Genomic DNA, 25,608 nt, shown 5'->3' on the forward strand with positions numbered 1-25,608 from the left:
CCACCCGCAATAAGATCAGCATCCAGCATCCTTACGCGTTCAAAGGACTGCTGGTACACCAGAGCTGCGGACGCCGGATGCAAGGCAACTGGAATCACGACAGAGCCCACTACCGCTGCCGCTATCCCGCCGAATACGCGCTTGCCAACAAGATCGACCACCCCAGAGTCGTCTACCTGCGTGAAGAGCAGATCGTCGGCCCGGTCGACTCCTGGCTCGCCCGGGTCTTCCACCGCGACCATGTCGAGCACACTCTCACGATGCTCGAACAGTCACAGGCAGACAACAGTGCAGCTGTCGCGTCCATGACCGCTCTCCGGCAATCAATGCTCGACTACGACCGCAAACTCAACAACTACCGCGCCGCTCTCTAGGCGGGCACCGACCCTCAACTGATCGCCAACTGGACCCGTCAAGTCCAAGCCGAACGCGACGGCGCAGCCGGGAAACCCCCGCCATGGAAGCCGATGCAGAGGTGTCCGACCCTGAACTGCAACGAAATTCGTGATCTCGTCAACGCATTGGGCGGCCTTGTCAAGATCCTGCGGACCGGGCTGGTGCACTTCGAGTTCAGTCAGCCGAGCTGCGGAGGGGTCCGGGGGCAAAGCCCCGCCGGGCGGGGCGTGGGGGCTGCGCCCCCACAAACATGACGAAACGAGAAACGGCCCATGCTCTCTATGAGCATGAGCCGTCGATCGAGTGAAGTGTCCGGAGGGGGACTTGAACCCCCACGCCCGATAAAGGGCACTAGCACCTCAAGCTAGCGCGTCTGCCATTCCGCCACCCGGACCGGTGGTGCTCAAGAAGATTATCGGATGTGGGCGCGTGGACCAAATCGCGGTTCTACCTCGCGTTTTACGCGGGAGTTGGGGGGCCGTGGGGGTGGCGGCCCCGGTCGGGTGGGTCAGTGGAGTTCTTCGACGGTGCGGGCCAGGTCGGCGGCGCCGTTGCCGTCGGCTACTTGGCGGTCGATGAGGGTTTTGAGGGGGGCGATGAAGTCGGTGGTGACGCCGGCGTCGCGGGTTGCGCGGGTGATGGCGTCGATGGCGGCTTTGTGGAAGGAGATGGTTTGGGTGGGGTCGGCGTAGTTGCCGGAGTCGATGAGGGCGCCGAAGGCGGGCAGGGATTGGGTCATGGCGCTCACCCAGCGCATGGCGCGTTCGGCGAATTCGGTGGCGGGGACGCCGACGGAACGCATCATGGCGGCGCCGTGCAGGAAGCCGCCGAACATGGTGTACATGCCGGAGAGCAGGGCGAAGTCGTAGGTGGCGGCGAAGCCTGCGTCGTCGCCGAAATACTCTGCGGTGGCGAACAATTGGAGGGTAGGTAGGTTGTCGTCGTAGACGGTGCGGGAGCCGCTGTAGAGAATCGACGCGCCCGGGTGGCCGATCATCGGGGGGACGGCCATGATGCCGCCGTCGAGGTAGTCGATGCCGTGCTCGGCGGCCCAGGCGGCGAGTTCGCGGGCCTCGTTGGGGGCGGTGCTGGTCAGGTTGACGAGTTGTCTGCCGCGGAGCTTTTCGGCGACGGGGTCGAGGGTTTCGTGCACGGAGGCGTGGTCGAACAGGACGGCGATGATCGGGCCGCCCGCGTCGAGTGCCTCGGCGACCGTGGCGGCGCTGATGGCGCCTGCGGCGGTGAGGTCGGCATCCTTGCCGGGGGTGCGATTCCACACCACGGCCTGCTTGCCGCCCTTGAGCGCGGTCGCGGCCAGGGCCTGGCCCATCGCGCCGAGACCGAGGACCGTCACCGAGGTGTTCGTGGATTCCGCCATTGCGGGGTCAACTCCTTGGAAGTTCGTGGACTGAGTGGTCAGCGCGCTGAAACCAAGGCTGCTCTTTGCCTGCGATGGCGACAAGTACCTACTATTTTGTCGGGTACTTACTGTTGGGTATGTGAACAGGTAGCGAGGTCGGGCGATGGGCGAGAAGAGATCGGGGCCATACTTCTGTGGCATCGACGCCGCGATGGACGTGATCGGCGGCAAATGGAAATCGCTGATTCTCTGGGAGTTGGCGAACCACGGCGTCCGGCGTTTCGGAGAGCTGCGCCGCGGACTGCCCGGCGTCTCGGAGAAGATGCTGATCCAGCAGTTGCGCGAGCTTGAGCAGGACGGGATCGTGCACCGCGAGGTCTATCGCGAAGTGCCGCCGCGCGTCGAATATCAGCTCACGGAACTCGGTGTCGCGCTCAACCGCGCACTCGAGCCGCTCGGCGAATGGGGTAAACGGCGGATCGATCGGATCGGCGCACAGCGTGTGCACCCGGTGGACGCTTGAACGGCGACAGGCCCGCATGTGGAACCGTCCATGAAATCAACTGCGCCGCAGGCGAATCCGCAAGCTGCGAGCAGTAGATCGGAATCCCGTTGCGGCTCAGGGTGAATGCTTGTCGACCGCCTCGCGCAACGTACGGAATTCCGCGGCGAGGGCATCGAGGGTGTAGTGGGCGTTGAGTCCGCTCGGGTTGGGCAGCACCCACAGTTCGGTTTCCCCGATCCGCTCGGGTTGGGGGCCGACTGTGGTGCGTGGACGGCCGAAAGCTGTGCGGTAGGCGCCGATACCGAGGACGGCCAGCACCCGGGGTTGATATTGCTCGACCCTTTCGACCAAAGCACGTCCGCCGGCGCGTAGTTCGTCGGCGGTCAGTTGCTCTGCCTTGGCGGTCGTGCGTGCGGCCACGTTCGTGATACCCAAGCCCAGGTCGAGGAGTTCTTGCTGTTCGTCGGGCTGCATCAGGCGTGGCGTGAAGCCGGATCGGTGCAGGGCGGGCCAGAACCGATTTCCCGGACGAGCGAAGTGGTGTCCGGTGGCCCCGGACCACAGGCCCGGATTGATGCCGCAGAACAGCACACGCAAGCCGGGACCGATTAGATCCGGAATAGTCCTGTCCTGCGCCGCGGCCAGATCCGCGGGCGACGGCCGTGCTGACGAAGCAGAACCCATCCCCTCAGTCTGCCGGGCGTCGACCGACCACATGCTGCGGGGCCCGCCGAGATACCTAGCCGCCGGTTGCGCACCGGCCGATCGAACCGGCGCGGGTGATGCCACTGTCAGCGCCGGAAGGGGCCGGTCACCTCGTAGGTGATGCCGTCGCTGTTCGAGCCGCGGGTGCCGCGCTGGGAGGAGAAATAGAGGCGGTTGCCCGGCGGGTTGAAGGCCGGTCCGGTGATCTCGGACCGGCTGGACTTGTCCACCTGGAGGAACGGCGCGACCACGCCGCCGGAAATGATGCAGATCTGCATATCGCCACCGTCCTCGGCGACGAACAGGTCACCGTTGGCCGCGCCGGTCACGTTGTCCACTCCCGACAGCGGCGCACCGCCACCGGGTTCGTAGATGATCGAAAGCTGGTTGCTCGCAGCCTCATACGCCCAGACCCTGTTGTCGCCCTTGGTAGTGAACCAGCATGTTCCGTCTGCGTAGTAGCATCCTTCGCCGCCGTTGAACGGCTTCGACTCGGATACCTGGCGCCGAGTCGGCGTGGCCGCCCCCGACCGGTCCGGTATTTCCCGCCAGCTCACGGTGCCGTTGTTGTCGACGAGCACCTCGAGTCTGCCCGCGCCGAGGTCGGGCCAGACCGCGGGAACGAAACGATAGAACCGGCCGTCGGAGCGGTCCTCGGTCATGTACACGACTCGGCGTTCCGGGTCGACGGCGCACGCCTCATGGGTGAACAATCCCATCTCGGGTCTGCGCACGGCGGGCTTGACGCCCCAAGGATCGGTTTCGAACACCGCGCCGCGCTCGACCTCTTCGCAGGACAACCAGGTGCGCCACGGCGTGGCGCCGCCCGCGCAGTTGCGGTTGGTCCGGGACAGCGTGCGGTGCGCGCCGACGATCGACCCGTCCGCGGCGAACTTGATCGCACCGACTCCGCCGGTGGCGTCGATTTCGCTGTTGGACACGTAGATCCAGCCTGAGCCGTCGGCGAAGCAAGCGCCGCCGTCCGGCGCGGCATGCCAGGTGTAGTTCGACGCGGCCACCTGCCTGCCCGACCGGGCGACGATCCGGCTCGTGAAGCCCTTCGGCAGGAACAAGCCGTTGGCGTCCGGCCGCTTCGCCAACGGCCCGTACGGGGACTGTCCGGCCTCGGCGCCGGCACTGAAGGCCTCGAGCCAGGACGCGCCACCGAACGCGGCGGCGGATCCACCGACCACACTCACCCGCAGAAAATTACGACGACGCACGACCGTCCTCCAACGCGAACGCGGCCCGGCAGGGGCCGGCAAAGTGCGGTCACCCACGAATCCACGGCGCCGTGACGATTCATGCACGGTTGACCAGGTCGTCCACAATTATCCTGGCACACAGTTGTTTTCGCATCCCCAGTTGCCGATTCGAACACGGGCAGGACCGAGCAAAAGTCGGCTGGGCGTTGTCGCGAGACGCGTTCGAGCAAGCAGCAGCCACGCAGTCCCGAGGACGGCTACACACACTTCGACGGCCCCTGGTACCGGTTCTACCACGGCTTCTGAGCAAGCGCCCCGCACCGCACCCCGCCCGGGTTGGATGATCAGGAGGAGCCGACGGGACAGGGTGCACTCGTTGGGTTGGCGAAAGGATGTGTGATGGGCGAAGACTCGCCTGCGTAGGCGGTGCATCACAAGATCCGGCGCCCTGCTGTTTCCGGCGACGGTCACATGCCCGGTAATTTCGGGTACTCATCGGCGTGCCTGGCGCGCGGCGAACTGAATTCTGCTCGTGTTCGGATTAGGCTGGCGTTTCCCGGTTTCGGACTGAACAGAAGGAGTTGTTGTGGCGCGCAAGGTGACTGTCGAACTCGTGGACGACTTCGACGGCGAATCCAAGGCCGAAGATACTGTCCGGTTCGGCATCGACGGGGTCGACTACGAGATCGACTTGTCGGCGAAGAACGCGGACAAGTTGCGTGCGGCACTGGCACCTTGGATCGAGGCAGCTCGCCGGGTCGGCCGGGCGCCGCGGGGTAAAGAGGGTAAGGGGCGCTCGGTGCGCGATCGTGAGCAGACCGCCGCGATCCGGGAGTGGGCGCGGCAGAACGGGGTCGAGGTGTCGAGCCGTGGCCGGATCGCCGCCGAGGTCGTAGCCGCTTACGAGAAAGCGGCCGCCTAGCCCGGGGCGAGTTCGCACGCGGTCCGGCTGCGCGCGAACGCGCGCCCAACTGCGTCAGCGCATTCGACCTCCTCGACGACCAACTCCACCGAGTACGGGCGCAAGTTCGTGGCACGACTCGGCGCAGGCAACCTCCTCCCCTATGCGGGCGGTCGATCGAAAGCGCCGCGTGTGGCCGCAGCGGAGACCACATCGGCTACGGAGTATTCCGTGTACGAATCAGCAGTCGCTGGCCCGCAACATCCAAGGCCTGCGGGCCACGACCGCGCTTTACACGCAAGGCGTTGCCCTCACTGACCCTGCGAGCTTGCGTACAGCATGTTCGGAACCCGGCTCGGCTTGGTAGATCCACAGCTGCAGCTCGGGTTGATCGGGAATGCTCAGCACGTGCTGGTGCAGCGTGTGGTGGTCGAGGAGCTACTGCGAGCCGACCGCGCCGTGCGCGCCATCGGACGCAGTCACGAACGGTTGGCGCCGATGGAAGCTGTTGGCGCGCAAGCGTTCGTGGCCGATCCGACCGACCACGCCGCACTCGCGGACGCCTTCGACGGAGCCGAGGGGGTCTATGTGATGATCCAGCCCGATTACATCCCCGACAGCCCCGACTTTCTGGCACACCAGCGTCCCATCGTCGACGCCATGACCACGGCGCTCGCCGGCGCGGGAGTCCGGCGGGTGGTGACCCTGAGCAGCTTCATGGAGAACCTGCTCGGTCAGGTCGAGACCATCCGCAGCGCCGGGGTCATCTGTGCGCCGTTCGATCCCGATGTCGCGATGCCCTTCATCAGCACCGCCGACATCGGGATGACCGCCGCGCACAACCAGCATCGAAACGTTCGTTGCCGCAACGTTCGTGCCGCAGCTGCAGGCAGCACTGACCACCGACGAGCGCCGCCAGGGGCAGTAGCAGTGGGCGAATTACACGCTTTGTCCACTCCCGTCTATGCCACCCAGGCCGGGGATCCGCGTGCGGCCGTCACCTCCGCGATTCGGTAGCCGATGAACCACGGCCGACCACCGATTCCTGGCCACGGGTATACCTGGATGCGATCACGGACACGAGAACGCCACGATGAGAGAGGTACCAATGGTGACCATCGAGATGGTGCCGACCGAGGCCGCGGACGATACCGCGCTGGTCGCCGAGTTGGCCGACCTGGTGAATCGAGTGTACGAGGTCGCCGAAGAAGGTTTGTGGCGTGACGGCGCCAGCCGCACAACGACATCCGAACTGGCGGGGTTGATCACCGCCGCGGAGATCGCGGTGGCCCGCGACGAGGGCGGCCGAATCGTCGGCGCCGTCCGCATTCAGCAATTAACCGACGGTACAGGCGAATTCGGCATGCTGGTGTGCGCGCCCGAACGGCGTGGCGCCGGAATCGGCCGGGCCCTGGTCGATTTCGCCGAGCGTCACTGTGTCGAGCAGGGCGCGCGGACGATGCAACTGGAGCTCCTGGTGCCCCGCAACTGGACGCATCCGGTAAAGGAGTTCTCGCACGGCTGGTATCAGCGCCTCGGGTACGTCCTCGAACGTAAAGGCGAGTTGGAGGAGAGCTACCCCGATCTGGTGCCGCTGCTCGCCACCCCCTGCGATTTCCTCATCTTCCACAAGCCGCTGCGCTGACCCTCGACACCCCTCTGCGCGCGCCGAGCAGTTTCTGAAACTCACTGCCGGACAAGCGGTCAGGAGGAATCAGGTAACCGACTTCTCGAACAGATCGGCTGCAGCCTCCCGGCGCTGATGTCAACGCCCTGCACGACGCCTGATTCTGTCCGCGGCGATCGAGTATGGGCGACTCCGCGGCGTCCCGTAACATGTTGCTCGCCAGAGCGATTCGATTCGTACAGGCGAAAGCAGGGCTGTGCGATGAAGAAATGCCTACTGATCTGGTGGCGTCGAGTGCACCGGTGGCTCGTGCACGAGCTCGCTCGGCCGCGTGGGCAGCGGTTGGTCCGGCCGCTGCTGGGATTTGCGCTGCTACTGGCGCTGGTCATCGGAGGGCTGTGCGCGTTGAGCCCCAAACGCGCGGAGCCCGTACCGGCCCGCTGGACAGTTTGCCTGCCTGTCATTGTGCAGCCGCCGCCGACGACCGCCGGGTCGAACCATGCCGCGTGCCCTTGACGGCTGCCTCGCAGGCAGGGAACAGCGGGGATCGACATCGAAGCGCGTTGGGTACATTCGAGGGCGCACCAGCGGCGCAACCAGGGGGAACCATGACCGATATCGCGGACGCGGTCGTCGAGGAACTCGGATCGGCTGTGGCCGAGACGATGCGGACGGTGCGGCCACGGATACCCGCCTCCCCCGCGGCGACGCTGGGCCGATTACGGCTGTCGAGCGATGAGTTCGGGGCGTATGCGTTCGGCGAGAGCGGGATTCGTGGTGAGCTGTCGCGGCTCGGGCAGTTACTGCCGGAACGGATACTCGGCGCGCTCGAGTTGCTGGTAGCCGAACTCGTCGTGCCGGTGGTGCCGAGCCTGGCCGCGCTGCTGCCCATGCCCGACGACGGGCGGGCCGTCATGGTCGGTCACATGGTGGGCGCCGGTGCGACGACGACGGCGATCAACGAACTCGAGGCCTTCCGGCCCGGCGCACTGGCGCTGGTCGTGGCGCTGACCGCCCGGTTGAGCGAACACTGCGACGTTGTCGCACAACTGCGTTCGGCTCCGGTGCGCGACGCCGACGGCGCGCCGGACGAGGCCGCGGTCGCGGCGGCTCATGGCGCGTCCCACTTGGCACTGGGGGTGGCGGTGGCGGTGATCGTACTGCGCAATCTGGGGTATGGCGGTGATCCGGCGACGGTGGTCGGCGCCGCACTGACCGCGGCGTGTCCACTGCTGCGCGCTGCCCCGATGCCGGCCGCATACGACGCCGCGCGGATCGCGAAGATCCGCGCCGGGTATCTGTATCCGCGGTATTCCTCGGGTACCGTGCAGGCTCGCGACCATCGGTTCGCGCTGACCGAGTCGGACTTTCCCGATACCGCCGATTTCCGGGACAACGGTCTGGTGGTCGTGAGTCCGGCGGGGCTGGTGGTGCGGACCGGGACCGCCGATGCCGTCGTTCAGGTGCGGGTCGAGGTGTTCGACAGTCCACCGGCCGAGATCGACGCGAGCGCATGGGACGAGGTGGTCGAGGTCGCTTGGACCGCGACCCGGGGCCTGGCATCGATACTCGGTGCGCCACAGTCCCCGGGCTACGGTGGCCACGGTTCGCTGGTCGAACAGACGCCGCCGTGGCCGGGTACCTACCGGGTCCGGGTGCATGCCACCGGCCGCGACGACGCCGACGGCGGGGAGTCCTACAAGCTGGCCGTGTGGCAGTCACCGGACACGGAAACGGTGGTGCACAAGCGGACCGATCGACTCGGGCACCGTTTGCGCGGCGAGGCCGAACCACCGCTCGTGGCCGAACCCGAGGACGCCTATCGCTGGGTCGAGAAGACCGCGCTCGCGGAAGCCGGGACGATCACCGTTGTCGCCGCGGTCGATCCCGAGACCGTGGTACGGGCCTTCGGCGCCGACCCGGCCGTCCCCGAGCGAATGGATGAACTCGAGGAACGCGCGATGGAGCGTCCGTGGATCGCGGTGGCGTCCCTCACCGACGCGGTACTGGCGGTGGAGTACAACGGTTATCAAGGCAGCCGGGGCCCGGAGCTGCGCGCGCTGTCCCGCGGTACTCGCGCCGCGTCGCTGTACTGGAACGTCAACGGTCTGACTCAGTTGTCGTTCGCCGCCGACGGCCGGATCGTCGCCGCCTTCGAACTCGGTGAGCAGCAGCGCGATCGCACGCTCGAACCGATCTTGCGCGACCTGGATTTCGATGATTACCGCAACCGGATCGCCAAAGGGCTTGTCGCAGTGGAACGTTTCACCGGGAGCGCGTTCACCGAGAGTGATCTCGCCCGGGTGGCATCGGCCGGGATCGGCTTTGCCGTGCTGCCGTTGCTCGGTGAGCTCAACCCTGTGTCGCGCCGATCCGATGGATCTCGCGCCAATCGCGGGCACGGCCCGCTTGGTGCCGACACCGACCTGCTGACGGAGCTGCCCACCGAACGCCAGCAGGCAATGGCGTGGTGGGCCGTCGGCCGAACTGCCGAATACGTGCAGTTGGTCGACGACCCCGACGTGGTCGCCTGCATCGAGACCCGCACTCTGACAGCGGAAGCCGAACTGCGCGCACGTCGATCGACCGTCGGTGACCGGACGAACTACTGGTTCTGGTCCGCGCTGCACCAAGCCACCAACCCCGACCCACTGGGCGCCGCGATCGGTGCCCTCGACGCAGCCCGCTACGCGTGGGGCCCCGCCGCCGCCGACTTCGTCGACGAAGCCCGGATCGCCCTCGGCGATCTGCGCTAGCCGACCACACAGCATGCCGACCGGACAACTGCGCGTATTCCGCTGTCGGGAAAGTTTTTTCGACACGCCTCTGAATCGGCGGAAGAGATTTGCCGACTGCCCGGATGGCCATCCCGTCGAAGCACCAGATCTGGCTCCTACATTCACCTTTCGTCCGAAACTCTGTCGCAATCGCTTGCAAGCACCGCCGCGTGCTTGCCACCATCAGGGTGTTGCCGTTCCGATATTGATTCGATCGAGGAGGAACATCTTGAAGTATGTCAAGTTGGGCTCGACCGGCCTGGATGTGTCGCGAATCTGCCTGGGCGCCTTGAGTTTCGGCGTGCCCGGCGACGGCGTCCACCGCTGGACCCTGGACCTCGAACAAGCACGGCCGATGATGCTGCACGCCCTGGAATCCGGCGTGAACTTCGTGGACACCGCGAACGTCTACTCCGCCGGGACCAGTGAACAGATCGTCGGGCAGATCCTGCGCGAATACGGCCATCGGGACGAGATCGTGCTGGCGACCAAGGTGCACGGGCGAACCCGCCCCGGCCCCAACGGCGTTGGACTGTCTCGCAAGGCGATCATGACCGAGATCGACAACAGCCTGCGCAGGCTCGGCACCGACTACGTCGACCTGTACCAGATCCACCGGTGGGATCCGGCGACGCCGATCGAGACCACCATGCAGGCGCTGCACGACGTGGTGCAGGCGGGCAAGGCGCTGCACATCGGCGCGTCGTCGATGTGGGCGTGGCAGTTCGCCAAAGCCCAGTACACCGCCGAGCGCAACGGCTGGACCCCCTTCAGCACCATGCAGAATCATTACAACCTGATCTACCGCGAAGAAGAGCGGGAAATGCTGCCCCTGTGCGCCGACCAGGGCATCGGCGTCATCCCGTGGAGCCCGCTGGCCCGGGGACGACTCACCAGGGAGTGGGACAGCGTCAGCGCCCGCAGCGAAACCGACGCGTTCGGCAAGACCCTCTACCGCGACACCGATCGCGAGATCGTCGACCGGCTCGGACAACTGGCCGCGAAACGGGAACTGCCGATGGCGCAACTCGCGCTCGCCTGGATGCTCGCCAAGCCGACGATCACCTCCCCCATCGTCGGCGCCACCAAGATGAGCCATCTCCAAGACGCCATCGATGCCCTGGACGTGGAACTCGACGAGGAAGAGATCAACTACCTCGAAGAGCCGTACCAGCCGCACAGCGTCGTCGGACATCCCATCACCGAGCTGCCGGGCCAGCACTGAGGCGCGCGACACGGCTCAGCTTTCCCGGATGACCGGCTCGTCCAAGGCCTTCGGGAATCGGGCCAGTAGATCGGTGAACTGGTCGGCCAGTTCGCGGGCGTGTTCGGCGCTGAGCTGATCTCCGCGATAGGCCACCAGCCCGATCAGGTGTCCGTCCCGTTGCGCCATGGTCACCGTCAGGCCGAATTTGGCGTTGTCGCTGCGCAGGGTGTCGTTCAGTACCGGCGTCAGCCGGGTCCCGCCCAGCTCCGTGGCGTGGCCGTCCAGCAGGTTCATGTTCAGCGTGACGTTCACATAGGGCGTATGCCCGAACCGCCGGGCCGGATTCAGCCGGGCGACCACGTCGTCGAACTCGACGGCCTGGTGCTCCAGCGCACCGAGCGCCGTGCCGCGTATCCGCAGCAGCACATCCAGCACGGTGCTGTCCGTGGTCACCCGGGAACGCAGCACCGCGGTGTTCAGACAGGGGCCGAGCAGATCGACGAATCGGGGCTGATTCCGGTTCGCCGTCGGCGACCCGATGGTGACATCGTCGAGGCCGGTCCACCGATGCAAGGTCACCATCAGCGCGGTGGCGGCCACCATGAACCAGCTGACGCCGTGCTCGGACTGCGCCGCGCGCAGCGAATCCAACAGCCCTTCGGGCAACGGAATCTGGAACGCGCCGTTCGGTTCCGGCGCGCTCGGCGCGGGCAACGGCGTATCCGCGGATGCGCCCGCCAAGGTGGCTGCCCAGTAGTCCAGATCGGCGTTCCAGGAATCGCTGTCCCGCTGTGCCTCTTGGTAAGCGGCGAATTCTCGATACTGCACGACCGGGCGCGGCCGTTGCGCTGCGGCGTAATGCCGGTCCAGCTCCGCGAGCAGGACGGGAATCGACTCCCCGTCGATCACCAGGTGATGCAGGCAGAGCAGCAGCGCCTGGCGGCCGGCGCCGAGCTCGCCGAGGGCGACCCGCAGCAGCTCGCCGGACGCGAGATCGAAGGGCGTGCGCAGGGCTGCGGCCTGCCATTGCGTCATGCCTTCGGGGGCATCGCGCAGGTCGAGCAGTTCCAGCGGCGGCACCCACGGTTCCCGCAGCCGCACGGAAAGCGCGAAATCGTCGTCGACGAATCGGGTGCGCAATATCTCGTACTCGGCCACCAGTCGACCCAGCGCGGTACGCAGCCGGTCGGGGTCGAGCCGCCCTTCTACCAGCCAGGCGAGCGGCACATGATTGCGCACGCTCGGATCGATCAGTTCGGCCAGCCAGATCCGCCGCTGGAAAGCGGTCATTGCCAAGGGAACATCGGTGACAACGGCTTCCGGCGGCGCTGTCGCAGGCGCCGCCGAACCCAGCACATGCTCGGTGAATTCGGCCAGCCGGGAATGCTCGAACAGCGTCCGGATCGGGATCCGCACCCCGAACTGCTCTCCTACCGCACTCAGCAGTGCACCGGCCAGCACGGAATGCCCGCCCAGGGTGAAGAACGAGTCATCCGGCTCGATCCCGTCCTGCCCCAGCACCTGCTCCCATACGGCGGCCATCCGGCGCATCGCCTCCTGACCGTCGGATAGCGGAATACTCGAAACGGCGTCCATGAGCGTGGCGTCTCCTCATCTCGCGGCGTGCGGGAGCCGCGGTGCGGTCCTGCGGTCGTCCGAGGAATTTCCTCATGTTCAGTTATGCCAGTCCGGGGCGCTCGACCGTCCCTGACGTTCGACAGGATGACTCGGCCACCGGCCCGTGATCGGATTGAGGCTCGGTAATCGATCCACCCACGGGGGATGAGGATGTCGAACGAAAACCTGCTGCACACTTCGGTTCTCGATCAGGCGAAGGAGGCCACGGCCTGGCTCGACAGTGCCGGACAGCCACTGACCTATCAGGATTTGATCGAGCGGTCCGGACAGCTCGCGCGGCGTCTGACCGACGCGGGCGCCGGTCCCGGCCGGCGGGTCGCGCTGTTCCTGGAGCGCGGAGCCGACATGGCGGTCGCGATGCTCGGCGCGCTGCGCGCCGGTGCGGCTTTCGTGCCGCTCGGCCTGCAGGAACCCGCCCCTCGACTGGCGCTGATCCTCGCGGACTGCGCACCGGCCGTGACGCTGGTACACGACGCGACGGCGGACCGGTTCCGGCAGCACCGCGTCCGCACCCTGCACATAGCCGGCAACGGCGATGGCGAACCGGCCGACGCCGGCACGCCGGACGATCCCGCGTACGTCGTGTACACCTCCGGATCGTCCGGCACGCCCAAAGGCGTGGTCGTCGAGCACCGTAACCTCACGCCGCATCTGGCCTGGCTGGCCGAGCGACTACCGCTCGGGCCGGGCGACCGGCTGTTGCAGGTGGCACCGTACACATTCGACGCGTCGCTGACCGACTTCTTCTGGCCGCTCGGCGCGGGCGCCGCGGTGATCTCACTCGCCGAGGGCGAACATCTGGACCCACTCGCCATCGCGACCGCGCTCGTCGAGCACGAGATCACCGCGGTCCGGCTCCCTCCGGCGATACTGTCGCTGCTGCTCGGCGAACCGGAATTCCGCAAGGCGACCGGCCTGCGGTACCTGATCAGCGGCGGGGATCGGCTGCCGACCTCGGTGGCCCGCCGAATCACCGAAATACTGCCCGGGGTAAGGCTTTTCAACCGGTACGGACCGACCGAAGCGGCCGTGGCGGTGACCTACCACGAGTTCGATGCCGGCACGGACGACGGGCCGGAGGTACCGATCGGCCGTGGCATCACCGGCGCCGAGCTGCGTATCGCACCGGACGAGGAGTTGCTGATCGGTGGCACCTGCGTCGCGCGTGGCTACCTCGGCGACGCCGCGCTCACGGCGCAGCGTTTCGTCCGGCTGCCGAACCGGGGCCGGGTATTCCGGTCCGGTGATCGCGTCCGGATGACCGCTGCGGGTGTGCTGGAGTTCCTCGGCCGCAACGACGATCAGGTCCAGATCAACGGACTCCGGGTGGAGATCGGGGAAGTACAGTTCGCGCTGCGCGCACATCCGGGCGTCGCGGACTGCGTGATCCTGCCCCAGGATCAGACGCTCACCGCGTATGTGGTGCCCGCGGCGAACCGACGGCCGGCCGAGGAGATACAGGATTACCTGCGGGACCGGCTGCCGGGCCACATGGTGCCGACCGCGATCACGTTCGTGGATCGGTTGCCGATGACCGACCGGGGCAAAGTAGATCTCGCGGCCTTGCGCGCCGCGCACGCCACGAGCACGGTGCGCACCACGAACAGCCCGACCCCCACCGCGGGCCCGGTGCGGGAGGTGGTTCGCCGGGTGTGGTCGCAAGTGCTGGGCGGCGTCGAATTGCGCGAACACGACGACTTCTTCCACCGCGGCGGACATTCGCTGCTCGCGGTGCACGCGGTGGGCCGGATCCGCGCCGATCTGGGCCATCACGTGCCGATGCGGATCATGTTCGAAAAGACGACCCTAGGAGAGTTCACCAAGGCCGTCACGAAAATCGTCGGCTCCGCCGAGACGGCACCGCACGGGCAGGGGCGCCGCGGTGCCGGTCGGCCGTCGAAAGACCTTATCCCGGAACAGGTCCGGGAATGAGGCCGAGATGCTCGGGGCGCACCAGGTCGAACTTCAGCGCCTGCGTCACCAGGGTGACCCGCTTCCACGCCCGGGTCATGCCGCGCGGGGCCACGATCCCGAGTTTCGTTGCCAGATAGTCGATGTGATAGTTGACCGCGGAGCGACCGAGCGGCCGGGCGGCGGCGGACAACCGAGCCGAGACCTGCGCCGGGGTAGGTACCGCCGACACACCACAGTCCCGCAATCCCGGCTCACACAGGCAGACCAGCACCTGGAAATACCGGCTTTCCTCGTCCAGCAACGGAATTCCGGCGCCATCCGGCTCGGCGATGGATCCGCGGTCGGGGGCGTAGACGGTGAAGCTGTTGCCCCCGGCACCCACGCTCAGCGTCACCCGGCTCAGCTCGAAGGGAATCGGCACCCCGGCCCGGCCGGGCCGCACCTTCACGTATTCCCCTGCCCCCTCCAGGTTCTCCACGCAGTAGGTACCCACCGTGCCGCAGTTCGACATCAGCCAATAGTCACCGAAGGCATGGATCCGGCCCGCGGTCAGCTCCTGGTCCGCGCCGACGGCGATCTCCCCGCCCTGCCAGCCGAACAACACACTGTCGCCGTTGGGCAACTCCACGACCGGTGACGGCCCGTCGAGACAGATCAGCAGTGACCGATCGGTGCGTTCAGCCCGCGACATGACCTGTGCCCACAAAGGATTCGCCGATGACGTGCGCGATTTCGGTCGCGGCGGCCGCAGGCACGATCGTCGGATCGTGATCGATGCGCAACGACAACTCCCCCTCGTCATGGACGGCCATGACAACCACCGGATCCTCGACCCGGTTACCCGACGGGTACCTGAAGGTGCCTGCCACGCCGTCCAGCACCGGCACCGGGCGATGCGTGCGATCGACGACGGTCAGCACGAGATCGAGGTGGCCGGTCCACGGCGCATGGGACGCTCTGGCGGCGCGCACGACTTCGTCGAACGGGGTATCCACGAATTCCAGGTCCTCCCACCAACTCTCGCGAACACCCTCGCCCTGCGGGTTGGCCAGCACCGTGTTGATGAAGCAGCCGACCACCCCCGCCTCGTCGTGGCCGCCCCAGGTATAGGCGACAGGCGCGGTTCCCGGTATCCGGGCCAGCGCCGTGTGGCAGGCGGCCAGCAACACCGAGAACGGCCGATCCGTGGCTGATTCCGGCAGTACGATGTGCTGCCAGGCGGTGGCCAGCCCACCCGGTTCACCCGGGTCCCGGTCGCTGCCCCACCGCCCGGGCCCCGCGTCCCGCACCCGGGATATCCAGTGCGCCAACGCCTCCGGAGCGCTGGCCGCGTGTTCCTTCGCCAGCCGTCGCTGCACCACCTCCCGATAACGGCTCAGTTCCGTGGCGGCGACCGAATCCGGCACCTGCTCCGCGCTCTGATAACCGGACATCAGCTCGTCCAGCACCAGGCCGGTGGATTCACCGTCACAGACGAGGTGGTCGAATCCGATGGCCAGCAGATCCCGCTTCTCGTCCCTGGCCAGCAGCACCCGGAACGAACCACGCCGGGCGGGCCAGTCGGCCAACGCGGCCCATACCGCGCTGTCGGTGTCCGAGGACACGATTTCCTGCACGATCGGATCCGCGGGTACCGGACGTATGCGCAGTACGGGCACGCCGCCGACCGTGTCCGCCACCCCGCGCAACGCCGGATGCCGCAGCAGGACCGAGCGCGTCGCCCGTTCCAGCCGGGCGGCCGACAACAGGCCGGGCGGGAATTCCATGAAGACCGGCAGGATCCTGACCCGGTCGAGTGGGTCGGCGGACCGGGTGTGCTGGAACCTCCGCTGGGCGCCGGTCAGCGGCATCAGCTCGTCGGCTCCCTGGTGGACGTTCGCGAAATGTTTGAGATAGGTCCTGGTGATACTCCGATGCAAGACTGACCTCCACTCTCTGTTGTTCCAGCGCCCCGGCGACCTCCCCGCCAGTCATCTGGTCATGCCTCGCTCGGCTCGAATCAGATCGGCGCGTACGGTGTCGCTGAGCAGCCTGCCCAGGCCCTCGGGGTCCGCCCGGGTGTGGAAATGACCTCCCGGCCGCCCGAGCGACTCGAAGGCCCCGTCGGTGTGCTCCTGCCATCCCGCCATCAAGTCCCCGCCACTGGACTCCTCGGCACCGGCGATGGCGGTGACGGGGCAACGCAGCCGGGGTCGGGGGGCGTGCTCGTAGGTCTCCAGCACCTGGAGATCCGCGCGATAGCAGGCCAGTGCGGCGGCCCGCAGATCCTTGTCGGAATCGGTCGCAGCGGGCAGCGGGCCCCAGAGTCGTTCGATCCGGGCATGCAGCTCGGCATCGTCGAGCAGGTGCAACGGCTCGGCCCGCGCGCGCAGTGGCGGCGGCGGACACGAGGAGAGGAAAAGCCGTAATGGCTTCGCCCCCAAGGCTCTTGCCACCTCGTAGGCAACGAGCGCGCCCAGGCTGTGACCGAACAGCGCGAACGGCGGGGTGAACTGCACCCGCGCAAGGATCTCGCGCACCAATTCCGGCATCGATGTGAACGCCTGCGCCCCGAGATCGTGCGCCCTGCCCGGCGGCTGGACGGCCACCAGTCGCAATCCGGGCGTATACGCGGCCCACCGCGCGTACTCCCCCGCCGCACCGCCCGCGTGCGGAAAGCAGTACATGGTGGCTACTGCGGTGGCCGGCGCCGGGCGCTCGATCACCCGTACTCCGGTCATGACGCACTCGCCGAGTCGCGCAGGTGCTCCTCGATCAACGCGGTGAGCTCGCGCACCGATGGCGCGAGATACATCTCCCGCACCTCCAGTTCCACCGGCAGCAACTCCCCTAGCTTGATCACCAGGTCGGTCGCGACCAGCGAATCCCCGCCGAGATCGAAGAAGCTGTCCGCCGGGTCGACATCCGGCAAGCCGAGAAATTCGGTGAACAGCATGGTCACCGTCTGTTCGGTGTCCAGACCGGCGTCCGGCGTGGACGGTCGCGTAGGGGCGGCGGTCTCCGCCGTCAGCAGATAGGGCTGCCGCTGGAACGGGTAGGCGGGCAGAGCGACCCTTCTCACCTGTTCCGTGTGGGCTGCTGCCCAGTCGATCGGCAGCCCGGCCAGCCACAGCTCACCGAGTGCGGCCAGCGGATCGGTGACCGTGACGACAATGTGCTCCGGCGTCCACAGGGGATGCTCCCGCAGGCGTGCGGACAACCCCGTGTCATCGATCGCCAGGAACAGCCGGCCCGGCGTATCCAAAGCAGCTCCGATCTCGTCGTCGCTGCAGTCCGGATGCAGGATGAGGTCCGGTTCCAGTCCGAGGGCCCGCCAATGCCGCAGTACTTCCGTGTCGGCCGTCTCCCGCACCAGCAGGGCGACAGCTCGCGCATCTCTGGCGTGATCACCGGTGACCAGTCGCTCCGGCGCCGCACCGTTGAGCACCCGCAGTGCGTCCTGCCGATCACGCACCACCGCGTACCGACGGTGTCCGTGCAGCCGCCTGCCGACCTGCAGCGTCCACGCCACATCCGCCAGTTCGAGCTCGGGCTGATCGGCGAACCAGCCGGCCAGCCGCGCCGTCAGCTCGTTGAGGGCCGCCGGGGTATGCGCGGACAGCACCAGCACCTGGGGCTGCGCGGTCACCGCCCGCGGCAGCGGTGACGGCGGCTGCTCCAGCACGACGTGCGCGTTGCCACCGCCGAGCCCGCGCGCGGTGACACCGGCCCGGCGCAGCAACCCGGTGGGCGCCCATGGCGTCGGTTCGGTCACCACGGCGAACGGGCCCGCGGTGAAGTCGATGTCCGGGTTCGGCTCGGAGTAATGCAGGCTCGGCGGAATGATCCCGTGTTCCACGGCCAGCACCGTCTTGATGAACCCCGCGATACCCGCGGCGGCATCGGTATGCCCGATATTTCCCTTCACCGAGCCGAGCAGGCACGGCTGCTCGCGTGAGTTCCCGTCGGCGAACGCCTGATTCAGCCCGGCGACCTCGATCGGATCGCCCACCCGGGTGCCGGTGCCGTGTGCCTCGACGTAGGTGATGGACGAGGGCGTGACGCCTGCCGCGTGCTGCGCCGCGCGCACCACCTCGAACTGCCCGCGGACTCCCGGCGCAGTGAATCCGGCACGGTCCCTGCCGTCGTTGTTCACCGCGGAACCACGCAGCACGGCATGGATGTGGTCCCCGTCGGCGATCGCCTCGGACAACCGCTTCAGCACGGTGATCCCGCACCCCTGACCACCGATCACCCCGTCCGCGGCCGCGTCGAACGGGCGGCACGCACCGGTGGGCGAGGTGATTCCGCCGATTCGGTAGTTGTCCAGCGCGGCGGGCAGCCGCACCGAACTGCCGCCGGCCAGTGCGAGATCGCATTCCCCGGCCAGCAGTGCCCGCGCGGCGTAATGCACGGCATACAGCGAGGTCGCGCACGCCGCCTGCACGTTGGTGGCCGGTCCACGCAGGCCCAGCTTGTAGGCGATGCGGCTGGCCAGATAGTCACTGGTGCTGCCGGTCAAGATGTCCCAGGTGGTGATCGAGCCGTCTTCGAGTTGCTTGGCCCGCAGGGTCTCCGTGTAGGTGGACAGGCTGCATCCGGCGTAGATGCCGATCAAGCCGGGGAATCGGTCCGGGTCGTATCCGGCGCCCTCGATCGCCTCGACCGCACATTCCAGCAGGACCCGATGCTGCGGATCGATGAGCAGCGCCTCGCGCGGGGTATATCCGAAATAACCCGCGTCGAACCATTCCGGATTCTGCAGCAATCCGCCCGCGGGCACATATTCCCGCTTGCTGCCACCGGGACCGGCAATGCTTTTCGGAGCGAAACGGCTGACGCTATCCACGCCGGATATCAGATTACCCCAGAACTGGTCGATATCCACCGCATCCGGAAAACGACAGGCGAGTCCGACGACAGCAATATCCGTTTCACGTCGATCGGCTACCTGGAATACAGCGTCGGAACTGCCGCCTTTTTCGCTCGCAATTACCGGCGACTGCTCTTTTATTGACCCGTCAAGGAAAGCGGCGCACGACCGGATGGTGGTGTGGGTGAACAATTCTGTCAAGGTCGGGCGGATACCGATGCGCTGCGCGATCTGCTCTCGCACCAGCTGCATGAGCATCGAGTACCCACCGACTTCGAAGAAGTTGTCGAGCACGTCGACCTCATCGAGTTCGACTACGTCACACCAAATTTCGGCGAGGATACGCTCCGTCTGGGTGACCGGGGGCTGACGGGTACTCATGGCATCACATCCTGATGTCGTCTGCTTCCATGATCATTCGATACTGCCCGGCGATACGCTGGTATTGCCCAGCGGTTGCCATGCTCAGTGAATATCGCCCAGCGTGGAGGGAATAATCTCACACCCGGTCCGATAACTCCGGCAGCGTTCCCGATCGACCCGATCGCGATCGCCCCATTACCAGCGAGCCTAACCACACCCCACCCTCGGGACAACAGCTTCATCCGCAATATGTCAGGTATCCGTCCGCCATTGTTGATGCCTTTACAGTGACTTGGCGGCCGAGTACGCTGCGAACTGGCACTGGGGGTTGTCGAGATACGTCGAGATACGTCCTGAATGACGAGGTCCGACGAGGAAAGATAAGGGTAGCCATGGGTACACATCAGCTGTTTCTCGCCTGTCTGCCTTTCGCGGGCAGTGGTGCCGGATTCTTCCGAGAATGGGAAAAACTGGACATACCGGAGGTCACCGTGCTTCCGGTCCAGTTGCCCGGACGCGAGGAGCGATTCCCGGACGACCCGTTCACCGAGGTCGCCGCCGCCGTCGCCGAACTGACCCCGAAGATCCTGGCCGACGCCGGCGAACAGGCGGCCATCGCGTTGTTCGGGCACAGCCTCGGCGCAGTGCTCGCCTACGAGATCGCCAGGGAACTCGAGCGGATCGGTCACCCCGGACTGCATCACCTGTTCGTCAGCGGATCACCGGGTCCGCACAACGGACGGACCGAGCGAGCGACCGGCCTGGCCGACGCGGAATTCCTGGCCGGGGTACAACGATTCGCCGGTTACCGGCATGCGGCCTTCGACGATCCCGAACTGGTCGAAGTCCTGCTTCCGGTGCTGCGCGCCGACGTGGAGATGCACGAGAACTACCGGGCCACCAGCACCGAGCCGCTCTCGGTGCCGATCACCGCCCTGCGCGGGGAACGGGACGAACTCGTCTCCCGGGAACAGGCCGAACAATGGACCACGGTGACCCGGGGTCGCTTTGCCTACCGGGAACTTCCCGGCGGCCATATGTATCTGGTCGATGAGCCGGAACAGCTGCTACGTCTGATAGCCGGGAGCTCGGAATGGGGCTGACCGGCAAGACCGTGGTCATCACCGGCGCGGCCCGCGGCCTCGGCCGCGCCTGCGCGCTCCGGTTCGCCGACGAGGGCGCCGACCTGCTGCTGCTGGACATCACCAGGGATCTCGCCGACGTGCCTTATCCACTCGGATCAGCGAGCCAGTTGAAACATACTGCGGCCCTGTGTGAACGCGCGGGCGCCGCGACCGTGACCGCCGCCGTCGACGTGCGTGACGCCCACCAGTGCGCGCTGGCGGTAGACCAGGCGCTGGACCGCTTCGGCACGGTGGACGTGCTGGTCAACAATGCCGGAATCGCCTCGCCCTCCGGGAAGATCGCCCATGACATCACCGAGCGGGAGTGGTCGCTCATGCTCGACGTCGACCTTTCGGGCGCCTGGCGGATGATGAAGGCGGTCGCCCCGGTGATGGTCCAACGCAGATCCGGCAGCATCATCAACGTGTCCTCGACGGCGGGCACGGTCGGATATCGGCATTTCGCGAGCTACGTGGCGGCCAAGCACGGGCTGATCGGACTGACCAAGGCCGCGGCCCTGGACTACGCCCCGATGCGGGTACGGGTGAACGCGTTGTGTCCCGGCTCAGTCCGGGACGACCCCGTGCTGGAAGGCCGGATGCTCGCCGAAATCGCCCGATCGCTGGAGGTTCCGGTCGCCGAGCACGAGCAGATTTTCGTCCAGGATCAGCCGATGAACGCGCTGATCGATCCGTCCGACATCGCGAGCGCGGCACTGTGGCTCGCGACGGACGAATCCCGCCAGGTCACCGGCAGCGTGCTGACCGTGGACGGCGGCTTCACCTCCCGATGAGCAGGAGGACCACCCGTGACAATCTCGACCCTCAATGATCCCGCCGCCGGATGCCACAGCCTCGTGCTGCGACTCCCCGGCGCCACCGATCCGGCGCGTCTGCTGTCCGAGGCAGTGTCCGATCCGGTCCAGGTCTGGCAGACCTCGGTGCCGGTCGGCGCGGACGAGTCGCCGGCCGCCGAGCGCAGGCGCGCCGAATCTCTGCGGCCGATTCACCCGGACGCCCCTCCATTGCGAGCCGTAGCCCTGCGGTACGCCGACGGGACCATGGACCTGGTGCTGGTGACCGTCCGCGCGGTGATCCCGCCGGCCACGCTGCGGCGAATCGCCCGGCTGCCGCTGGACGGGCCCGGCGATGACGTGGCGCCCCGCCTCGCCGAAGCGCGGCCGGGCTTCCGGTACAACGGTGAAATCGCTTGGGGCTTAGGCGATCCGGAGCTGCACGGAGTCGTCGGCAGCGCGCACATCGATCTCACTGTCCTCGGCGGGCAAGCCGAACGACTCTTCCTTCCCGCGCTCGCCCTGGCCCTGAGCCGATACGGCGGCGGTGACCGAGTGGCGTTGGGTGTGCTGGACTTGAACGACGGTGCGGGCGAACATATTCGCGTCCACTCGGTGGACGAGCCTGCGGAGTGGTCGTGCGCCGAGTTCCTCCGCCAGTTCGATCAGACGCCGGTCACGCCGCAGGAGCCGCCGTCCGTCGGCGTCGTCCTGAGCCCGGCCTTCGCCGAAGGCAGCTATACGGCATGCCTCACGCCGATCTTCCCGGTCACTGTCCAGCTGGATCGAGGCTCGTACCGCGCGATCTGCCGGTTCGATCAGGGCATCGTGAATACCGCTGTCGCGCAGCGGTTCTGCGCGCATGTGGCGCATCTGGCCGAACAGCTTGCGAACGGAACACCGGATCGGCCGCTGGCCGGGCTGGAATTGTTGCCGCGCCACGAACAGGCCGAACTCCTGCGCGCGGGTGCCGCACCGCACGTGCGGGGACGCATCGATCACACTTTCGAGGAGATGGCGGCCAAACAGCCGGACGCCGTGGCGTTGCTGGCCGGCGACGAGCAGCTGACCTACCAGCAGCTGAACGATCGGGCAGACGCGGTGGCGGCAGGCCTGTGCGCGCTGGACATCGCACCGGGCAACCTGATCGGTGTTTGTCTGGAACGGGACGCCGATCTGGTGGTCACGCTGCTCGGCGTGCTCAAGGCGGGTTGTGCGTATGTACCGATGGATCCGCGCTATCCGGTGCAGCGCCTGCGCTTCACCGCGGAGAACGCGGGGATGCCCGTCGTCATCACGTCGGCACCGGAGTTCCCGCGGGTTCCCGGTACCCGGCTGCTGACTCCCGCCATGCTGACGGAACTCGGTGCAGGTCGGGCGACAGCCGATGCCCGATCCGCCGCTGCGGGTGACGACCCCGCCTACGTGATCTACACCTCCGGATCCACCGGCACACCCAAGGGCGTGGTCGTGCCCCACCGCAACGTGCTGGCGCTGTTGCAGGCCACCGCCGAGGATTTCGCCCTCGGCTGGGACGACACCTGGATGCTGTTCCATTCCAGCGCTTTCGATTTCTCCGTGTGGGAGATCTGGGGTTGCCTGCTCACCGGCGGTCGCCTCGTCGTCGTGCCCTATTGGACCACCCGCGATACCGAGGAGTTCTACGCCCTGCTGACCGAGCAACGCGTCACGGTGCTGAACCAGACGCCGTCGGCGTTCGCCCAGCTCGTACACACCGATCACCGCGTCCGCGGGGACCTGGCCCTTCGATTGATCATCTTCGGCGGTGAACCACTCGACGTGCGCATGCTGGCGCCCTGGTTCGCCCGGCACCCGGCCACCGACTGCCGGGTGGTCAACATGTTCGGCATCACCGAGACCACCGTGCACGTGACCGCGCAGACGATAACTCCGGAGCAAGTCGTGACGGGCTCACGCTCGGTCGGCCGTCCGCTGCCGGGGTGGTCGGTGTCCATTCGGGATGCACGGGGACGGGTCCTGCCGCCCGGTCCCCCGGGTGAGATCTACGTAGGCGGTGCGGGGGTGGCCAGCCACTACCTCGGCCGGCCCGAGCTGACCGAGCAACGGTTCATGCTCGATGAGCTGACCGGGGAACGGATCTATCGCAGCGGCGACAAGGGGCGGCTGCACCCCGACGGCCGCCTCGACCACCTCGGCCGCCTGGACAACCAGGTCAAGGTGCGCGGGCACCGCATCGAGCTGGACGAGATCCGCACGGTGCTGCTGGGTGCACCCCGGGTGGCCGCCGCGGCCGTCGTGGTCAACCGGGAACAGCCGGATGATCCGGCGAGCAGCCGGATCGACGCTTATGTCGTCCTCGAGTCCGCCACGTCCACCGCACAGGTGCTCGCGCATGCCAGAGCGATACTGCCCGACTACATGATGCCCGCGACGATCACCGAGGTCGCCGAGATTCCGCTGACGATCAACGGCAAACCGAATATCGCCGAACTGCCCGAGCCGCACATCAGATCCGCCGGAACACCCGTCGCGCAGGAGCCCGCCTCCGGTGGAATCGCCGAGGACATCTTGACCATCTGGCGCAAGCAGCTGAACACCGAGGTGAGCCTGCAGGACAATTTCTTCACCCTCGGCGGAAACTCGTTGCTGGTCGTCCGGGTGCTCACCGAGATGCGGGAACGAAACCTGCCGAAGGTGTCACCGAAGCAGTTCTACCGCCATTCGACCGCGGCGGAATTCGTCGAGCTGGTCCGGCAATTGAGCGAAGCCGACCATTGACGTCGATCGCCGCTGGATGTCGGGCCTTCAGCTGATCCGGGCCACTCGGGCCGCGGTCACCGCGACCGACAGCCCCACACCGACACAGGCTGCGCAGACGAGGAACATCGCCTGATATCCGGCGGCATCGGCAACCAGACCGAGGGAGCCGCTGCCCACCGCGACGCCCACGGTGAAGCAAGCCCCGAAGGTCGACAGCGCTGTGGCGCGCTGTCTTTCGCTGACCGAGCGCACCACGATCACCCCCAGCACCGGGTAGATCTGCCACATTCCGACACCGATGAGTACACCGCCGATCGCACCGACAACGAGACCATCAGACACGCCGAGGAGCGCGAGCCCCGCGGCCTCGACGACGAACAGGCCGGCCAGCGCCACCGGTCGCGTGGCCTCCCAACGGATCCAGGTACTCGCTGTTCGCAACAGCACCACGGTCATCGAATACGCGGTGACCACGGCCGCTCCCCCGGAGATACCGAGGGAATTGAACTTTGCGACCGCGAAGCTGGAGACGGCCGCGAAACCGAACGCGCTGAAGATCAGCGCGACGCAGGGCAGCACGGTGCCCACCAGCGCCCGGCCCCGCTCCATGCCGGTCCGCTCCTTCTTCGCGGAGATACGCACCTCGGGCACGTACAGGGCGATCGGGATGACGAGCAGGGGAACCAGCCCGGCGATCACGAACGTGGCGGCCGTGCCCACCAGGTGCTCCAGCAAGGTACCCAGCGGAGCGCCGAGACCGATGGACACGTAGACGACGGTGCCGCTCAAACCGAGCGCCCAGGTCTGTCGATCCTTGGCGACCAGCTGCACCGGCCAGACCCCGGTCGCAGCCAGCATCACGCCCATCCCGACCCCTACCAAGAGGCGCAGGGCGATCAGCTCGGTGATCGATCCGGCGAGCGGATAACAGACGGTGGCGAGCGTCGTCAGCACCGTTCCGCCGATGGTCAGGGCGCGGGCGCCGAGACGGTTCATCAGCGCGCCCGATACCGGGCGGACCAGCAGTGAGGTCACCGCGTAAGCGCCGATGACCGCGCCGACCTCCGCCGGGCCCCCGTGCAACCGGTCGGTGACGTAGCCGGGCAGGATCGGGATCGTCAAAGCGAATGGCAGATAACCGATCCCGCTCGCCAGCGAGATCAGCAGCGCGTAGCGAAAAGATCGCTTGTCGGTGGTCTCGAGATCAGGCTTCAACTCGGTTCGCACAGTTTCACTCCCCCATATCCGGGCGGCGATCGCCCACCGACAACCCGCTCCGACGCTGTTCTCCCAGCGTTGCCGCCACCCCCTAGGTCACCTGCGGTCAGCCTTCCCGATCGGTACCCATATAACCACGCCACAGGTACGTGCAGCACAGCACGGGTTGCCCCCTCCGCTTCCAGTCCACAAGCGCCACAGGCATATCGGGCAAAAGCCCGAACCGAAACAGCAGGCCGAAGGCTGATCACATCGGCGGAACTCCGCCGGACACGGCGGT

The 25,608-nt window shown here is 67.0% G+C and carries 19 protein-coding genes, 1 tRNA gene and 1 pseudogene; 11 read left to right on the forward strand and 10 right to left on the reverse strand.

From position 1 onward, the window contains the following. Nucleotides 1–374, forward strand: a pseudogene (locus TY25_RS43265) (zinc ribbon domain-containing protein); the annotation flags it as partial. 331 nt (nt 375–705) lie between these two features. Here the strand turns inward: TY25_RS43265 and TY25_RS26445 are convergent. Next, nucleotides 706–790, reverse strand: a tRNA-Leu gene (locus TY25_RS26445). A 114-nt stretch (nt 791–904) separates the two neighbouring features. Then, nucleotides 905–1,774 carry an NAD(P)-dependent oxidoreductase gene (locus tag TY25_RS26450; protein WP_042260375.1) on the reverse strand — a complete coding sequence of 290 codons (870 nt, stop codon included), beginning with the start codon at nt 1,772–1,774 and terminating at the stop codon, nt 905–907. A gap of 145 nt (nt 1,775–1,919) precedes the next feature. Between TY25_RS26450 and TY25_RS26455 the strand changes: the two genes are divergently transcribed. Then, nucleotides 1,920–2,279 (forward strand): winged helix-turn-helix transcriptional regulator, encoded by a 360-nt coding sequence (locus TY25_RS26455; protein ID WP_042260377.1) that lies wholly within the window; start codon nt 1,920–1,922, stop codon nt 2,277–2,279. Nucleotides 2,280–2,375: 96 nt separating this feature from the next. Here the strand turns inward: TY25_RS26455 and mug are convergent, their stop codons facing one another. Together mug and TY25_RS26465 are read right to left on the reverse strand one after the other, a co-directional pair. After that, nucleotides 2,376–2,945, reverse strand: coding sequence for a G/U mismatch-specific DNA glycosylase (mug, locus tag TY25_RS26460; protein ID WP_042260379.1), 570 nt, complete (start codon nt 2,943–2,945; stop codon nt 2,376–2,378). A gap of 107 nt (nt 2,946–3,052) precedes the next feature. Next, a complete protein-coding gene (locus TY25_RS26465) occupies nt 3,053–4,165 on the reverse strand; it encodes an alkaline phosphatase PhoX (protein WP_218568575.1) in 1,113 nt (370 codons plus the stop codon). Nucleotides 4,166–4,757: 592 nt separating this feature from the next. Between TY25_RS26465 and TY25_RS26470 the strand changes: the two genes are divergently transcribed. From TY25_RS26470 to TY25_RS26490, 5 genes are all read left to right on the forward strand, one after another. Beyond that, nucleotides 4,758–5,093, forward strand: coding sequence for a histone-like nucleoid-structuring protein Lsr2 (locus tag TY25_RS26470; protein WP_042260383.1), 336 nt, complete (start codon nt 4,758–4,760; stop codon nt 5,091–5,093). Nucleotides 5,094–5,495: 402 nt separating this feature from the next. Then, nucleotides 5,496–6,089 (forward strand): NAD(P)H-binding protein, encoded by a 594-nt coding sequence (locus tag TY25_RS26475; RefSeq protein WP_162184229.1) that lies wholly within the window; start codon nt 5,496–5,498, stop codon nt 6,087–6,089. 76 nt (nt 6,090–6,165) lie between these two features. After that, on the forward strand, nt 6,166–6,717 hold the full coding sequence (locus TY25_RS26480; protein ID WP_226887306.1) for a GNAT family N-acetyltransferase: 552 nt from the start codon (nt 6,166–6,168) through the stop codon (nt 6,715–6,717). A 590-nt stretch (nt 6,718–7,307) separates the two neighbouring features. Then, on the forward strand, nt 7,308–9,455 hold the full coding sequence (locus TY25_RS26485; RefSeq protein WP_042260387.1) for a DUF6461 domain-containing protein: 2,148 nt from the start codon (nt 7,308–7,310) through the stop codon (nt 9,453–9,455). A 250-nt stretch (nt 9,456–9,705) separates the two neighbouring features. Then, entirely contained in the window at nt 9,706–10,701 is a 996-nt protein-coding gene (locus TY25_RS26490) for an aldo/keto reductase (RefSeq protein ID WP_042260389.1), read from the forward strand. Nucleotides 10,702–10,716: 15 nt separating this feature from the next. On the opposite strand, the gene TY25_RS26495 is transcribed toward TY25_RS26490, so the two are convergent. Continuing rightward, complete coding sequence (locus TY25_RS26495) at nt 10,717–12,279, reverse strand: condensation domain-containing protein (RefSeq protein WP_081869119.1); 1,563 nt, start codon at nt 12,277–12,279, stop codon at nt 10,717–10,719. 192 nt (nt 12,280–12,471) lie between these two features. Between TY25_RS26495 and TY25_RS26500 the strand changes: the two genes are divergently transcribed. After that, nucleotides 12,472–14,253, forward strand: a complete 1,782-nt coding sequence (locus TY25_RS26500) for a non-ribosomal peptide synthetase (RefSeq protein ID WP_052383204.1) — start codon at nt 12,472–12,474, stop codon at nt 14,251–14,253. Here the strand turns inward: TY25_RS26500 and TY25_RS26505 are convergent. Genes TY25_RS26505 through TY25_RS40780 form a run of 4 tightly spaced genes read right to left on the reverse strand, consistent with a single transcriptional unit; the run spans nt 14,228 to nt 19,468 of the window. Beyond that, nucleotides 14,228–14,926, reverse strand: a complete 699-nt coding sequence (locus tag TY25_RS26505) for a hypothetical protein (protein ID WP_042260394.1) — start codon at nt 14,924–14,926, stop codon at nt 14,228–14,230. The genes TY25_RS26500 and TY25_RS26505 overlap by 26 nt on opposite strands. Beyond that, nucleotides 14,913–16,154 (reverse strand): condensation domain-containing protein, encoded by a 1,242-nt coding sequence (locus TY25_RS26510; protein WP_042260395.1) that lies wholly within the window; start codon nt 16,152–16,154, stop codon nt 14,913–14,915. Before TY25_RS26510 ends, TY25_RS26505 begins: the two co-directional genes overlap by 14 nt. A gap of 51 nt (nt 16,155–16,205) precedes the next feature. Beyond that, the gene (locus TY25_RS26515; protein WP_042260398.1) at nt 16,206–16,955 is read right to left on the reverse strand and encodes a thioesterase II family protein; all 750 of its coding nucleotides are present in this window, start codon (nt 16,953–16,955) and stop codon (nt 16,206–16,208) included. After that, the gene (locus tag TY25_RS40780) at nt 16,952–19,468 is read right to left on the reverse strand and encodes a type I polyketide synthase (protein ID WP_052383205.1); all 2,517 of its coding nucleotides are present in this window, start codon (nt 19,466–19,468) and stop codon (nt 16,952–16,954) included. Before TY25_RS40780 ends, TY25_RS26515 begins: the two co-directional genes overlap by 4 nt. A gap of 374 nt (nt 19,469–19,842) precedes the next feature. Between TY25_RS40780 and TY25_RS26525 the strand changes: the two genes are divergently transcribed. From TY25_RS26525 to TY25_RS26535, 3 genes are read left to right on the forward strand one after another with little or no spacing between them, the layout of a single operon-like run. Further along, a complete protein-coding gene (locus TY25_RS26525) occupies nt 19,843–20,553 on the forward strand; it encodes a thioesterase II family protein (protein WP_042260400.1) in 711 nt (236 codons plus the stop codon). After that, nucleotides 20,544–21,368, forward strand: a complete 825-nt coding sequence (locus TY25_RS26530; RefSeq protein WP_042260402.1) for an SDR family oxidoreductase — start codon at nt 20,544–20,546, stop codon at nt 21,366–21,368. The genes TY25_RS26525 and TY25_RS26530 overlap by 10 nt, the downstream gene beginning before the upstream one ends. 15 nt (nt 21,369–21,383) lie before the next feature. Then, a complete protein-coding gene (locus TY25_RS26535; RefSeq protein WP_052383206.1) occupies nt 21,384–24,128 on the forward strand; it encodes a non-ribosomal peptide synthetase in 2,745 nt (914 codons plus the stop codon). Between the two features lie 27 nt (nt 24,129–24,155). Here the strand turns inward: TY25_RS26535 and TY25_RS26540 are convergent, their stop codons facing one another. Beyond that, entirely contained in the window at nt 24,156–25,337 is a 1,182-nt protein-coding gene (locus tag TY25_RS26540) for an MFS transporter (protein ID WP_042260405.1), read from the reverse strand. Nucleotides 25,338–25,608: the final 271 nt, after the last annotated feature.

The sequence above is a fragment of the Nocardia brasiliensis NBRC 14402 genome (assembly GCF_000308475.2).
GTDB classification, from domain to species: Bacteria; Actinomycetota; Actinomycetes; order Mycobacteriales; family Mycobacteriaceae; genus Nocardia; species Nocardia brasiliensis.

Excerpts from the sequence above, each read along its gene's own strand:
- TY25_RS26450 (WP_042260375.1), bottom strand. The coding sequence starts at position 1,774 with ATGGCGGAATCCACGAACACCTCGGTGACGGTCCTCGGTCTCGGCGCG.
- TY25_RS26455 (WP_042260377.1), top strand. The coding sequence starts at position 1,920 with ATGGGCGAGAAGAGATCGGGGCCATACTTCTGTGGCATCGACGCCGCG.
- mug (WP_042260379.1), bottom strand. The coding sequence starts at position 2,945 with ATGGGTTCTGCTTCGTCAGCACGGCCGTCGCCCGCGGATCTGGCCGCG.
- TY25_RS26480 (WP_226887306.1), top strand. The coding sequence starts at position 6,166 with ATGAGAGAGGTACCAATGGTGACCATCGAGATGGTGCCGACCGAGGCC.
- TY25_RS26485 (WP_042260387.1), top strand. The coding sequence starts at position 7,308 with ATGACCGATATCGCGGACGCGGTCGTCGAGGAACTCGGATCGGCTGTG.
- TY25_RS26495 (WP_081869119.1), bottom strand. The coding sequence starts at position 12,279 with ATGGACGCCGTTTCGAGTATTCCGCTATCCGACGGTCAGGAGGCGATG.
- TY25_RS26500 (WP_052383204.1), top strand. The coding sequence starts at position 12,472 with ATGTCGAACGAAAACCTGCTGCACACTTCGGTTCTCGATCAGGCGAAG.
- TY25_RS26505 (WP_042260394.1), bottom strand. The coding sequence starts at position 14,926 with ATGTCGCGGGCTGAACGCACCGATCGGTCACTGCTGATCTGTCTCGAC.
- TY25_RS26515 (WP_042260398.1), bottom strand. The coding sequence starts at position 16,955 with ATGACCGGAGTACGGGTGATCGAGCGCCCGGCGCCGGCCACCGCAGTA.
- TY25_RS40780 (WP_052383205.1), bottom strand. The coding sequence starts at position 19,468 with ATGAGTACCCGTCAGCCCCCGGTCACCCAGACGGAGCGTATCCTCGCC.
- TY25_RS26525 (WP_042260400.1), top strand. The coding sequence starts at position 19,843 with ATGGGTACACATCAGCTGTTTCTCGCCTGTCTGCCTTTCGCGGGCAGT.
- TY25_RS26530 (WP_042260402.1), top strand. The coding sequence starts at position 20,544 with ATGGGGCTGACCGGCAAGACCGTGGTCATCACCGGCGCGGCCCGCGGC.